16 protein-coding genes are annotated in these 13534 nt (G+C 45.0%); 1 reads left to right on the top strand and 15 read right to left on the bottom strand.

Annotation, left to right across the window (positions count from 1 at the left end; all coding sequences use genetic code 11):
* Positions 1-154 precede the first annotated feature (154 nt).
* The 12 genes from sucD to EV213_RS04390 form a co-directional block, all read right to left on the bottom strand.
* Positions 155-1054: a succinate--CoA ligase subunit alpha gene (sucD, locus tag EV213_RS04450; protein WP_133579277.1), complete on the bottom strand. Its 900-nt coding sequence runs from the start codon at positions 1052-1054 to the stop codon at positions 155-157.
* Positions 1055-1070: 16 nt separating this feature from the next.
* The gene (gene sucC, locus EV213_RS04445; protein ID WP_133579276.1) at positions 1071-2231 is read right to left on the bottom strand and encodes an ADP-forming succinate--CoA ligase subunit beta; all 1161 of its coding nucleotides are present in this window, start codon (positions 2229-2231) and stop codon (positions 1071-1073) included.
* Positions 2232-2291: 60 nt separating this feature from the next.
* A complete protein-coding gene (locus EV213_RS04440; RefSeq protein WP_243739984.1) occupies positions 2292-2627 on the bottom strand; it encodes an EscU/YscU/HrcU family type III secretion system export apparatus switch protein in 336 nt (111 codons plus the stop codon).
* Positions 2615-3814, bottom strand: coding sequence for a hypothetical protein (locus tag EV213_RS04435; RefSeq protein ID WP_133579275.1), 1200 nt, complete (start codon positions 3812-3814; stop codon positions 2615-2617). The genes EV213_RS04440 and EV213_RS04435 overlap by 13 nt, the downstream gene beginning before the upstream one ends.
* 56 nt (positions 3815-3870) lie before the next feature.
* A complete protein-coding gene (locus tag EV213_RS04430; RefSeq protein WP_133579274.1) occupies positions 3871-4632 on the bottom strand; it encodes a ribonuclease HII in 762 nt (253 codons plus the stop codon).
* On the bottom strand, positions 4607-5551 hold the full coding sequence (gene ylqF / locus EV213_RS04425; protein WP_133579304.1) for a ribosome biogenesis GTPase YlqF: 945 nt from the start codon (positions 5549-5551) through the stop codon (positions 4607-4609). Before ylqF ends, EV213_RS04430 begins: the two co-directional genes overlap by 26 nt.
* Positions 5548-6072 (bottom strand): signal peptidase I, encoded by a 525-nt coding sequence (gene lepB / locus EV213_RS04420; RefSeq protein ID WP_133579273.1) that lies wholly within the window; start codon positions 6070-6072, stop codon positions 5548-5550. Before lepB ends, ylqF begins: the two co-directional genes overlap by 4 nt.
* Before the next feature lie 211 nt (positions 6073-6283).
* Positions 6284-6625 (bottom strand): 50S ribosomal protein L19, encoded by a 342-nt coding sequence (rplS, locus tag EV213_RS04415; RefSeq protein ID WP_133579272.1) that lies wholly within the window; start codon positions 6623-6625, stop codon positions 6284-6286.
* Positions 6626-6723: 98 nt separating this feature from the next.
* Positions 6724-7464 (bottom strand): tRNA (guanosine(37)-N1)-methyltransferase TrmD, encoded by a 741-nt coding sequence (gene trmD / locus EV213_RS04410; protein ID WP_133579271.1) that lies wholly within the window; start codon positions 7462-7464, stop codon positions 6724-6726.
* Positions 7461-7982, bottom strand: a complete 522-nt coding sequence (gene rimM, locus EV213_RS04405; protein WP_133579270.1) for a ribosome maturation factor RimM — start codon at positions 7980-7982, stop codon at positions 7461-7463. Before rimM ends, trmD begins: the two co-directional genes overlap by 4 nt.
* Positions 7983-7999: 17 nt before the next feature.
* The gene (locus tag EV213_RS04400; RefSeq protein WP_133579269.1) at positions 8000-8371 is read right to left on the bottom strand and encodes a YlqD family protein; all 372 of its coding nucleotides are present in this window, start codon (positions 8369-8371) and stop codon (positions 8000-8002) included.
* A 1065-nt stretch (positions 8372-9436) separates the two neighbouring features.
* Complete coding sequence (locus EV213_RS04390) at positions 9437-10615, bottom strand: enolase C-terminal domain-like protein (protein ID WP_133579268.1); 1179 nt, start codon at positions 10613-10615, stop codon at positions 9437-9439.
* A gap of 165 nt (positions 10616-10780) precedes the next feature.
* On the opposite strand from EV213_RS04390, the gene EV213_RS04385 reads away from it, so the two are divergent.
* The gene (locus EV213_RS04385) at positions 10781-10960 is read left to right on the top strand and encodes an IS3 family transposase (protein WP_279512748.1); all 180 of its coding nucleotides are present in this window, start codon (positions 10781-10783) and stop codon (positions 10958-10960) included.
* A gap of 179 nt (positions 10961-11139) precedes the next feature.
* Here the strand turns inward: EV213_RS04385 and EV213_RS04380 are convergent, their stop codons facing one another.
* The 3 genes from EV213_RS04380 to ffh form a co-directional block, all read right to left on the bottom strand.
* Positions 11140-11367: a KH domain-containing protein gene (locus EV213_RS04380; RefSeq protein ID WP_133579266.1), complete on the bottom strand. Its 228-nt coding sequence runs from the start codon at positions 11365-11367 to the stop codon at positions 11140-11142.
* A 13-nt stretch (positions 11368-11380) separates the two neighbouring features.
* The gene (gene rpsP, locus EV213_RS04375) at positions 11381-11653 is read right to left on the bottom strand and encodes a 30S ribosomal protein S16 (RefSeq protein WP_133579265.1); all 273 of its coding nucleotides are present in this window, start codon (positions 11651-11653) and stop codon (positions 11381-11383) included.
* Positions 11654-12126: 473 nt separating this feature from the next.
* Positions 12127-13479, bottom strand: a complete 1353-nt coding sequence (gene ffh, locus EV213_RS04370) for a signal recognition particle protein (protein WP_133579264.1) — start codon at positions 13477-13479, stop codon at positions 12127-12129.
* Positions 13480-13534 lie beyond the last annotated feature (55 nt).

Here is a 13534-nt window from a genome sequence, read left to right as displayed (position 1 = left end):
AAATAAAAGGCAATGGCGAGGACCTTCAGAGCCGAGAAGCTCTAGGCGTCGACGCAGCGAGCAGCGCAGTGTAGGCTTTTCTACACGAGCAGCGCAGTCGCTAGACAACGACGAGATTCGACGGCTATGGAGGTCCGCAAGCCATTGGCTTCCTTTACGCTTTTACTTTTTCGAGCAAGCCTTTTTCTTCAAGCACTGAAATAAGTGTCTCGCCCATTACAGCAGGGGTTTCAGCCACTTTAATGCCACACGCATTAAGCGTTTTGATTTTTTCATCAGCCGTACCTTTTCCACCAGAAATAATGGCGCCTGCGTGGCCCATACGTTTTCCTGGAGGGGCTGTGCGGCCACCGATAAAGCCAACGACAGGCTTGGTCATGTTTGCTTTAACCCACTCTGCAGCGTCTTCCTCGGCTGTTCCGCCAATTTCACCAATCATGATAACGGCGTACGTATCTTCATCTTCGTTGAACGCTTTAAGCACGTCAATGAAGTCCGTACCGTTCACTGGGTCGCCACCAATACCAACGGCAGTTGATTGCCCTATGCCTGCTTGGGATAGCTGATGAACGGCTTCGTATGTGAGTGTGCCTGAACGTGATACGACACCGACGTGACCTTTTTTATGAATATACCCAGGCATTATGCCAATTTTACATTCGTCTGGCGTAATGACACCTGGACAGTTTGGTCCGATAAGACGTGTCTTTTTACCTTCAAGGTATTTTTTCACTTTGACCATATCGAGAACGGGAATTCCTTCCGTAATACAGATGGCCAAATCAAGACCGGCATCTGCTGCCTCAATGATAGCATCTGCTGCAAATGCAGGTGGAACATAAATGACTGATGCCGTTGCTCCTGTGTTTTCTACAGCCTCAGATACAGTATTAAAAACAGGAACACCTGCGGCTTCAGTGCCACCTTTTTTAGGTGTCACACCACCAACAATTTTCGTGCCATACTCTAGCATTTGTTTTGTATGGAAGAGCCCAGTCGCACCAGTGATGCCCTGAACGATTACTTTTGTCGATTGATCAATAAATATGCTCATTCTTCTCCCGCCTTTCTTACTGTACTAAGGAAACGATTTTTTGGGCTGCATCGGTCATAGACTCTGCGGCCACGATGTTTAGACCGGAATTTTTCAAGGCCTCTTTGCCTAATTCTACATTTGTACCTTCTAGACGAACAACGAGAGGAATTTCAAGTCCAACCTGCTTCGTTGCCTCAATAACACCTTCTGCAATGACGTCACAACGCATGATGCCACCAAAGATGTTCACGAGAATTCCTTTCACATTTTGGTCGGAAAGAATAATCTTAAAGGCTTCTGTGACCTTCTCAGCAGTTGCACCGCCCCCAACGTCAAGAAAGTTCGCGGGATCGCCGCTATAATGCTTGATAATATCCATTGTCGCCATGGCCAAACCAGCCCCATTGACCATACAGCCAATGTTGCCATCCAACGAAATATAGCTAAGGTCGTATTTGGAGGCTTCAATTTCTTTTGGATCCTCTTCTTCTAGATCGCGATACTCCAAGAGTGCTTTTTGGCGAAACAAAGCGTTGGAATCAAAATTCATTTTTGCATCCAATGCCATGACATTGCCGTCTCCAGTAACCACAAGTGGGTTAATTTCAGCAATAGAACAGTCTTTGTCAATAAACACTTGATAAAGGCCAAGCATAAATTTAACTGCTTTAGAGAGTTGATCCTGAGGAATGTTAATGTTAAAGGCTAAACGACGTGCCTGAAAGGCTTGAAGACCAACCGTTGGGTCAACATACTCTTTGAAGATTTTTTCAGGCGTTTTTTCAGCCACTTCTTCAATCTCAGTGCCGCCTTCTTCAGAACCCATCATCACGACTTGGGAGGTCTCTCTGTCAATGACAAGACCGATGTAATATTCCTTTTGAATGTCACATCCCTCTTCGATGAGAAGACGTTTAACTTCCTTGCCTGATGGGCCAGTTTGATGTGTAACGAGCGTTTTTCCTAAAATCTCAGAGGCATATTCTTTCACCTCATCCAACGACTTGGCTACTTTGACGCCTCCAGCTTTACCACGACCACCAGCATGGATTTGTGCTTTTACTACGGTGACAGCAGTGCCAAGTGATTTGGCAGCTTCAACTGCTTCCTCGACCGTAAATGCGACTTTTCCGTTTGGAACAGCAACGCCATATGATCTGAGGAGTTCTTTGCCTTGATACTCATGAATATTCATGCGTGATCCTCCCTTGCGAATATGTATCTCCTATGACAACGTATTCATTGTATATAACAACTACGGGGCTTGTCTACCGTTGCCTTCTAAAGAATAGTTGTCTTTTCCTTCCAAAGGTGCTTTTTTATACGTTTCATTTAGCTTGTAAACATAACTCAGCAATTCAGCAACCACGCTATATAGAGCTTCTGGGATCGTGTCGTTTAGTTCGAGAACTTGAAGAGCCTCCGTTAGATTGGCGTCTTCATGAAGCGGCACGTTATTTTTCCGTGCAATTTCAATGATAGATTCTGCTGTTACTCCTGTCCCTTTCGCCGTTACGCGTGGTGCATCACTTTTGTCAGGATTATACTGCAATGCCATTGCTTTTTTTTGCGAAGACGTTAGATTTTCCAATCGACACCCTCCTTCGATGGGGGCCGGAGCCCGAAAAACCAATCCTCAGCCGCCTTATCCGTCTGCCTAGACGTTTGCTCGATGTAAGAGAGGGAGTAATCTAGATCAGCTAGTTTTTCTCTAAGAATCGATTCTGAAGCTTTTAACAGTGGGGACAATTCTTTTTCCTGATGTGTGACATCGACAGACACGAGGCGATTTTGCACACGTGCATCAATGACCACCTCTCCAAGCGGATCAAGTGTCAGGCACATAAACAGTCGACAAAACGTTGTGTCTAACTCACCCGATTCGTTTTTTTGTCCTTGGTATTGAATGTATTGGTCTCCGAATTCATCTGAAAAATGGAGCAAAAATGTCTGACCGATCCCGTCTCTTTCTCGCGAAAAGTGCGACAACAATTGGAGCTTTTGGTGCAATTCCTGCGCATCTTTTCCAACGGATGATTGCCCGTGGTCAACTGATGCTTGCTGTAATAGATGCTGTAGCGTCTGGGACCCTGCCTCCTTTTGTGGGATGGTGGCATTTGCCCAGCCTTGCAATACAGCAACACGTTCTTTCAACGGCGCTCCGGAACGATTGTCTTGCAAAAGCAGCGATAATGCTTGCTTCAACTGAACGTCATTTGGCTGCTGGAAAGGAGCAAGCGCGTTTAACAACTGCTGAGCAGACTGCTGTGTCGTTGCAAGCTGCGGAGACTGAACGAGCTGCTGAAGGGAAAGAAAGTTACGCTCTGTTGGAGGCATCGAAAATCGCACCATGGTTTGTAAGATGGCTGTCCCTTCAGGCCGTTGGCTCCACTGCCTAAAGAGCTTTTGCCAGTCTCCAAGCTCATTGCGTTGGATCGTTTGCCCGCCTTTTAAGGCATCTGCCAGCCAAGAAGGCACAGAGGGCACCGTTGCCTTAGAGGCGGACGGCTGCTGCGGCGCCACTGGTACTGGTCGCAAACCAATGGGTGGCCCTTCCTTTTGGTTTTGAAACACTTCAAAGACATATGAACGTCCCGTTTGCAATGATGCGTTTAAAGACGCTTCCACTCGCTTTCCAGCAAGCAGGACGACAGCCGTTTGACTTTCCGGTTTGATTTCAAGAATCTTGCCACGAATGAGTTGCCCTTCTGTGACAGTCAACGGCTGCTGCGGACGTTGCATCGTCGTGCTCAGCATATCCATCAATTGTTGTATCATCCCATCATCTCCTGAGGGCAGTGTAAAAAATGGTTTTTGTTTACGCCGATAGACGATTAGAGAACAGCTTTTACAGGTTGAAATGACTTTCTATGTATCTCACAAGGTCCATTGGCTTGTAATGCTTGGACGTGTTGCTTCGTCCCATATCCCATGTGCACATCAAAACCGTACCCAGGATACGTCTTCGCCATCCGCTTCATCAGTCGATCTCTCGTCACTTTTGCGATAACGGAGCCTGCTGCGATAGAAAGACTTCGTTGATCGCCTTTTATGATGCTTGCTTGTGCGTATGGCATTGGCAAGGTCATCGCATCGACGAGCACATAATCCAAAGGAGTGTCCATGTTTTGCACCGCCTTTACCATCGCCTGACGCGTCGCCTCATAAATATTGAGCTTATCAATTTGTTGAGAATTCATAATACCTACGCCTGTTGCATAAGCGTGAACGAGCAAATACTCATAACAATGTTCACGCGCTGCAGCCGTCATTTTTTTAGAATCATTTAGCTCAGGGTAATAAAAATCCTCAGGTAATACAACCGCACCAGCCACCACTGGGCCCGCAAGTGGACCACGTCCCGCTTCGTCCACACCAGCAATGAATGTATAGCCCCCTGAGCGAAGAGACCTCTCCAACGATCCCATCTCTCTAAACCGCTTTTGAGCATCAATGTCTTTTTGCTGTATGCGCTCATAACTTAATAGCAGTTTTTTAACACCTTCTCTTTGATCACTCTGGAGAGAGGCAAATTCTTCAGGTGTTAACTGACCTTCTTGTAGCCTTTGTTTAATTTCCTTTATCGTTGCTTTCAATGGGTGACTCTCCTAAAGTATCGGCAATAGGCTCTTGTTTATGAAGCCCTGGCGCTTCTAATGTCAGTCTGCAAAGTTGCCCTCCTCGAACCTCACGCAAAAAAAGCTCCGCTGCTTTTTCTGTATCAACAAAGCCGCCTTTTTGCATACAACCTCTTTTTTCACCAATCTGCTCTAACAAAGCGAAAGGTTCTTCAGCAAGCTCGTCTAGCTTATAACGGTCCTTTAATGCGTCTGGATAGGCTTGAGAAAAAAAGGACAGTCCATACAAAGCCACTTCTTGAAAATCGAGAATGTCATCTTTAATACCACCTGTAAGCGCAAGGCGATAGCCAACCTCTGGGTCTTCAAATTTCGGCCACAAAATACCTGGTGTGTCTAGAAGATCGACGTCAGACTTTGTTTTTATCCACTGCTGAGCGGTTGTAATTCCAGGTCGGTTTCCTGTTTTCGCTACCTTTTTACGGGCAAGCATATTAATTAACGTCGATTTCCCAACGTTTGGAATGCCGACAATTAAGGCGCGAATACTTTGTGGGCGACGACCTTTTTTCAATTGCCGCTCTCGCTTTTCTTTCATAATGGCCTGACAGGCAGAAACGATCTTCTGAGCAGACTGCGGACCTCTAGAATCAACTGCAATCGCTGCAATGCCTTGACTCTCATAGTAGTGGATCCATTGCTGTGTTTTCGCTTGGTCAGCTAAGTCACTTTTATTCAACACAAGAATTTTAGGACGCTGCCTTGTCATCTCATCGACCATTGGATTTCGTGCAGATTCAGGCAATCGGGCATCTGTTAATTCAATGACAACATCAATCATGCTCATTTTTTCGGTCACTTGTCGTTTGGCTTTTGCCATATGACCTGGGTACCACTGGATCGGATTCAACGAACTCACCTGCTTTTCTTTTTTCATGGAGTGAAGTGAAAGGATGAAAATGGCCAAAAAACAAGCTGCGCCTCACCTACAACAGCTTTTTCATTAATAGGGCCAATAATGCGAGAGTCTTTACTGATACGGCGATTGTCCCCTAGCACAAATAAATGATGAGCCGGAACCTCTTGGACGATAAAATCTTCAGTGAGCGGTTCGTCTGTCAGCACTTTCAATGCATCTAAAAACGGTTCCTGAACAGGCATATCATTAATGTATAGTTGGTCATTCTGATAGACAATATGATCACCGGGAAGACCAATGACACGTTTAATATAATCTTTACCCTCTGTTGCATGAAACACAATCACGTCAAACCTTTCAGGGGTTTTTACGTGATATTGAAATTTATTAACGATAAGGCGATCTTCATCTTGCAACGTAGGAACCATAGATTCTCCATCGACGAGAACTGGTGCAAACAAATACATACGTATGACAAATGCCAGGGCAAAAGCAATGAGGATCACATGTAGCCAATCCCAATGATTTTTATTTCGCAAAACGAGACCCTCTTTTCCATGTTCACTTCTTCATTTCTTTACTGGCATCGCTCAATCATCATCTGAACACTTTTTTCCATAACGATTTAACCTTGTGAATTCTGCATATTTGGCGGAAGCATTCATATGTATGCGTGCAATAGGAAGGCTTTCATAAAGGCGCTAGAAAGTGTAAAAAAGACTTGCACAGTGGCAAGCCTTTTTACGTGATTTATCGCGCTTTGATACGAGCTTTTTTTCCGCGAAGGTTACGCAGGTAATAAAGCTTCGCTCGACGGACTTTCCCGCGACGCAATACTTCAATTTTTTCGATTTTCGGAGAGTGCAGTGGGAACGTTCTTTCCACACCTACACCATATGAAATTTTACGCGCTGTAAAGGTTTCATTGATGCCGCCTCCGTGACGTTTAATGACAACACCTTCAAATGCCTGAATACGTTCGCGTGTGCCCTCAACAACCTTTACGTGAATACGCAAAGTGTCTCCGGGACGGAACTCAGGGAGATCGGTTTTCAACTGATCTTTTGTGATGTCTGCAAGCAATTGTTGCATACCGTTCACTCCTTCCACCCCAATGCTCTTGCGAAAAAGTCGCAGCGGAACATGGTAATATCAAACACATCAAATCATAGCATACATTCCTGAATGCATCAAGATGTCTTGTCGTTTTTTTTCATTTCTTGAAGCCAACGATCTTCTTCTGGTGAAGGCGGGTACGATTCGAGAAGATCAGGCCTTCTTTTCACCGTTCTTAGAAAAGCTTCCTTTTTTCTCCATTCGTTGATATTGAGATGGTGACCACTTAATAAAACGTCTGGTACGTGATGGCCTTGAAACTCTGCTGGTCTTGTATAGTGAGGGTGTTCCAGTCGCCCGTTCTCAAACGATTCCGTGACGGCCGATTCAGCATTTCCAAGCACACCAGGGAGCAAACGAGTCACTGCATCCAAAACAACCATCGCTCCAAGCTCACCGCCAGTGAGGATGTAATCCCCTATGGAGATTTCTTCGTCTGCCAAATGCTCACGTACGCGCTCATCATAGCCTTCATAATGCCCACAAATCAACACGAGGTGTTTTTTTGTAGCAAGATTTGCTGCTTTTTTCTGTGTAAACGGCGTCCCTTGTGGGCACATCATTACGACATGCGGATCATTGCCCTCTTCCTTTATCGCCTCAACCGCCGAAAACAGTGGCTGCGGCATTAAAAGCATCCCAGCACCGCCCCCGTAAGGTGTATCATCAACAGACTGGTGCTTATTGTTTGCATAGGAGCGGAAGTTGATCGCTCTGTAATGAACGGCATTGTTTTCCTGGGCTTTTTTTAAAATAGAGCTGTGAAAAACGCCAGGAAACATCTCAGGGAAAAGCGTCAGTACGTCAATCTTCATTCGTCCATCAGCCCTTCTAACAATTCAACAACGACGGTATTTTCCTCTAAGTCAATCTTCTTCACAACATCGTCAATGTATGGAAGAAGCACGTCCTTTTTCCCGGGTTCACTTCGCTTTACGACCCACACATCATTCGCCCCAGTTTCAATGATGTCACGAATTGTTCCGATGGCTTGTCCATCCGCTGTGATAACGCGCAAGCCACGAATTTCGTGATAGTAAAACTCACCTTCGTCTAGATCGTGAAGCTGTTCCTCTCTAATCCAAAGATCATGTCCTTTAAGACCTTCTACTTCCGTAAACGTGCTTGCCTCATCAAACTGCAACAAATAAAACGTTTTATGCCTCCGACAATGCGAGATTGTCAGTTCTTTTGGCTGCTTGCTGTCTAAAAAGCAGTATACTTTTTCCTCGGGGGCAAACCGTTCCTCAGGGAAATCTGTTGTTGCCAACACACGCACTTCGCCTTTAATTCCATGAGTGTTAACCAATCGACCGACACGATACCATTCCATGCGACCGCCTCCTTCGCTTACCGTATTTCTTTCACAACTCCATTTTCAACGATAATCTCGCGTGACTTTTCGTTCCATTCCATGCCAACGTGGAGATCTTCTTCATATTGCACTTCAGACACTTTGAGCTCTGTTCCCTCAGGAAGTAATGTCAGCTGCTCTTCTTGAAAACGGAGCTGTTGCAGCTGTTCCTCCTTGGCTTCAATTTCTTTGCGAATCCGAAGTATTTTTTCTGCTTTCTTTTGGTGCTCAGCACGCTTTAAAAGGAATTTCAATTGTTCAAGTTCACTCAGTGCTTGATCGTATTTCTTTTTAAAGGACTGGGCAAGTGACTGCTTTTCACTTTTAGTGAGGACTTTTTTCACAACTGCCGTTTGAATAATTCGCATTCGTCTCCATGCTCCTTTGTCAATCTATCTCGACTTGCGAAACAATCGGAAACCCTTGTTGTTCTTAAGTTTTAAGCTTTTATCTCACCATTCAACATAAGCAAATACAAAATAGCTTAAAACAAAGATACTGGACAATGAAAAGTACTTGTCGAAAAATCGCCACATAGAAAAATAACCCAATGAAGCGAATCTGTCGTATCCTTAAGGTTTCTATACCAGAAAGGAGAGCAGATGGCAAGAAAGGGTTATTTGGTTAGTGTACCGCATTTCGTCCCGATCGACCAGCCCATGATTCGGAGAATTCGGCCAAAGGCGACTATATTTTGGGGCATCTGTTTGGTGTGATCGAGATTCTGACCGGCACATCGCTCAAATGGCTCTGTCTGAAAAGGGTCCTGCATATATACGTACGATAAAACGACTAACACTACCGAAACGAGACTATCAACAAAAGGTAAACACGCTATAGATAATAGACAACTTTCGCAATGCAAAAATCACCTTCACCACTGGCTGTGCCTGAGTAGAAGCAAAGTGAGATAGATCGATCGTCATCTTGTGTATTTAGGAAACTCGATGAGGTACTTTCGGATCGATGTTGCCCTTATGCCTTTTAGGGTGAAAAGAAAACAAGACTGAGTCCTTTTTAATTCATGTCACACCCAAAAAAACAAGTGCAACATGGTGACTAAGCAGATCGATACCATTAAGAACAAAAAGGGTGAGCAACTATGAGGAGTGTTGCGAGGAAAACCAGTGCCCTCAAGCGCAGTTCAAAAAAACAGTCCGCCGTATTCGCGCGACGAACCAACGTATCATTGCGATTGCCATCTAGGTTACGGGAATAGTGAAACGATCTTTAGAAGATTGCTGCCAAAAGTCCTGAGCGGCAGCAACCCAAAATTCGTCATCTTCGGCGGAGATAATGCGAGGAAGAAGCACCAAATTCTATGTGACGGGTTGCTAAGGCAACTACGAGTTAGATCGCGCGATTGGGGATACTACAAAGCTGCTATCGTCATCGATAATAACCGATACTCGGTCAGAGCCACAGCGGTGAGATTAATGAGATCTTACCCGCGTTTGCTCTAACTCTATCACCCATCCGTCTTGAGAAACTTGATAGGTAAACCGATCATCGTCAAATTCCAGTCCGAATCCCGCTTTTGGCGGAACATGAAACAATCCGTCTTTCACAAAATAAGCACTGTCGTCCATACCTTCAATCGTGATGTCATCCCATTCCACAAATTGAAAACCTTTGATGCTGGCAGAAAGATGCCCTGTTGCATAGATGCCATAAGCATTGCCATAACAATGAGGCGCCGTCATTAAAGCATGCTCATCCAGTTTTGCGCCAAGTTCGAGCCAATGTGTAAAGCCCGGATGGATAATATCGTATTGCAACACATCGACTTTCCCCTGCATAGCCCAGTCTACTAAGCGGGGGGAAGCATGCCCTTCTCCATCCGCAATCAATACCTTCTGATTTCGTTCCTTTAGCCACGATTTTAAATCTTTGTACAATTCTTCATCTTCGTGGAATGCTTCTTCGATCCAATACAAACCAATATCGGATAAAGCTGTCAGCACGTCTTTTGTCAGATTGAGATTATACGCATTGTTGGCATCGATCATCAGCTTCCCATCCGGACCAGCCACTTCCCTTACACCCTCCACAATCGCGATATCCCGTCTGGTCCCCTCCATCAGCGGCATATGCATCCCGCCACGACCTACCTTTATTTTAAAATGACGATGTCCCTTTGCGTACCCTTGTTTGGCTTCTTCCTGAATGAGCGCTACCGCATCCTTGTCATTGGTCAGATGCAAATCGTCAAAATAAAGAGACGTATCATAGCATGGAACTGCCAGCCCGCTTTGCGTTTGACTGCGTGCTTCATTATACATGTCATACACTGGCTGGTTCCATCTCCGTCCCAACCAATCCAATAACGGATACTCGAGACAGATCCGATAAGGTTCAAGAATTTTTCCGTTTTCGTCGAATAAGTCGCACACCTGTTTCCCGATGAAGGTTCTCGCTTGCTCCGTCGTGATGCTCGAGGCGCCATATGCTGTTTGGCCGTCAATCGTGATCCGAACAAGGCTAACTGAGCAGGCTTTGCCATGAATGCCTAGTCTGGCGTTTGCCCCTGCGCTGCGAGCCCGTTCCCCATGTAGTCTAGCGAATTCAATCTTCTCGATCACCCAATGTTTAGCTATTTCTTCAATCTTCATTTCGATTTGTTCCCTCCCTTGAATCCTTGGTTAATTGATCCATAACTCATTTGCATTATACCAGTCCTTCCACCAAACATCGATGTATCCGCTTCCATTTTAATCACTTGCCGACATTTTTTTCTTATTGACAACTCTTCTCAAAGAATTTAATCGACCACCTGCATTGAATCGTTCCACTCGAGCTTGAAATCAGAGGAGTTTATGTATACGACATTCAATTCCATATCAGAGAAAGAGGTGATAGAACGGATCGACCGTTACCTGAAATACGATAATGAAAAGCGTCTCCAAGAAAAATTAGGCTACCACGCACCAAAAGAATTTGGTAGCACGGCAGCCTAAATGAGGATGTTTTATTTGTGTCTCATATCGCTATGTCAGTCTAATCTGCAAGGGGTTTTTCCCATCTCGTTCGTTTTCCCTGCAGATCACTTCGACATGGCACCCTTTAAACCTTGTAAATATTCGTTTTTTTAGTCGTTCAGCTAGGCAAAAATAAGAGAGAGTGGTATCCCTCTCTCTCATTTTATATCTAGGTGAATCTTTTGCGGGCTTTCCGTTGCGGCTGCGTACACAATTGTACGAATAGCCTTTGCAACGCGGCCATGCTTTCCGATGACCTTCCCCGTATCTTCTGGATGAACAGTCAACTGATAAACGTCGCCCCGCTCATTTTGCTGGTGAGTGACTTTCACGTCATCTGGATGATCGACGAGCGGCCTGACAATGCTTTCTATTAATTGCGTCATGGCCCACCTCAGCTTATTGGTTGTATTTTGCGTCGTGATGCTTTTTCATCAATCCGTTAGATGAAAACAAGTTGCGAACCGTGTCAGAAGGCTGTGCGCCATTCTGCAACCATTGCAATGCTTTCTCTTCGTCCACTTGGAACGCCGCTGGTTTAGCGACAGGATTGTATGTGCCAATCTCTTCAATAAAGCGGCCATCTCTTGGCGCGCGGGAATCAGCTACGACTACACGATAGAAAGGTTTTCTTTTTGAACCCATACGTTTCAAACGAATTTTTACTGCCATTTTACACTTGCACCTCCAAATATACTGTAACAAGTATGAATCTTATCAAATGATTCAATGCTTGTAAAGTGTTTTTATTTAACACCCTTTAAAATTTCTGTTTGATAAGTAACTTAAACTGAAAGAAGACCAAGGATTTGGTGATTGGTTTCTCTTTATGCAAGTGGACATACGCTCGCTTTCACCCTTGTTTAATTTAATGATGTCTTTCGACTTCGGCAAAATACTTCGCTTTCCGCGGGCACGGCTTCAGCTTCCTCGGAAAGCAAGCTTTCCTGCGGGATCTTCAGCTCGCGCTGTTCCCGCAGGAGTCTACGTATTTCGCCTACGTTAATTGCCTGCGGTAAACTTAATACGAGAGACCTAGGCAAAATAAAAACATTTTACACAAAAAGAAAAAGGTAATGAATTAAACTCAATTCAATTAAATTCTACGGATTTTTATCACGATACATCACTTATGTCCTAACCAGTTACATGAACGGGAATTTCATTGCGCCGCCTTTTTTCTTGCCGCCGCCTTTTTGCATGTTTGTCATTTGCTTCATCATTTTCTTCATTTCTGAGAATTGCTTGAGCAGCTGGTTGACTTTTTGCACGGATGTTCCACTGCCTTTGGCGATTCGTTTTTTGCGACTGGCATTGAGGATCTCTGGTGTTTCTCTTTCTTTTTTGGTCATGGACTGAATGATGGCTTCCACGAAAACAAGTTGTTTGTCGTCCACTTCGAGATTTTTCATGCCTTTCATTTTGTTTGCGCCTGGGAGCATGCCGAGCAATTCGTCCAATGGCCCCATTTGCTTCACTTGGCCTAGCTGCTCAAGGAAGTCATCAAACGTAAAGGACATGGAACGAAACTTATCTTCCAGCTCTTTTGCCTTTTTCTCATCGACGTTTGTCTGGGCTTTTTCGATAAGCGAAAGGACGTCACCCATGCCAAGAATTCGCGATGCCATACGATCAGGGTGGAAGGACTCAATCGCATCCAGCTTCTCACCGGTACCGACGTATTTAATTGGGGTTTGCGTGACTGAGCGAATAGATAAAGCTGCACCACCACGTGTGTCACCGTCAAGCTTCGTTAGGACCACGCCTGTAAGCCCGAGCTGTTCATTAAAGCTCTCTGCTACATTGACAGCATCTTGACCTGTCATAGCATCTACAACGAGCAAGATTTCATCTGGCTGCGTGGCCTCTTTAATTTGCTTAAGTTCATCCATCAACCCTTCATCAATATGAAGGCGCCCTGCGGTGTCAATAAAGACGACATCATTATGGTCTTCTTTCGCTTTCGCGACAGCTTCTTTTGCGATGTCGACCGGATTGGCTTCCGTGCCTTTTGAAAACACTGGGATGTTGATCTCGCGTCCCAATGTCTCTAACTGATCAATCGCGGCTGGACGATACACATCGCCCGCAGCTAACAATGGGGTTTTGTTTTGCTTTTTTCGCAGGTGGTTGGCAAGCTTTCCTGTGGTGGTCGTTTTCCCTGCCCCTTGTAGGCCGACCATCATAATAACCGTCGGTGGCTTTTTGCTCATCTCGAGTTTAGCGGATTCGCCTCCCATAAGATTGGCGAGTTCTTCCCGAACCACCTTAATGACCTGTTGACCTGGCGTAAGGCTATCTAAAACCTCCTGCCCAATGGCTCGCTCTTTCACTGTGTTCACAAAGCTTTTAACAACGCGAAAATTGACATCGGCTTCAAGCAATGCCATACGTACTTCACGCATCATTTCCTTTACGTCCGCTTCAGTGACTTTGCCTTTGCCTTTAATTTTTTGCAATGTTGCCTGTAGCCGATCCGCTAATCCTTCAAATGCCAATGCAATCCCTCCTCAACAGTCCAAGATATGGGGTGTTTCACCAAACCAAATGGTC

The sequence above is a fragment of the Aureibacillus halotolerans genome (assembly GCF_004363045.1).
In the GTDB taxonomy this organism is placed as follows: domain Bacteria; phylum Bacillota; class Bacilli; order Bacillales; family DSM-28697; genus Aureibacillus; species Aureibacillus halotolerans.
This window is presented reverse-complemented; position numbering and strand designations above follow the sequence as displayed.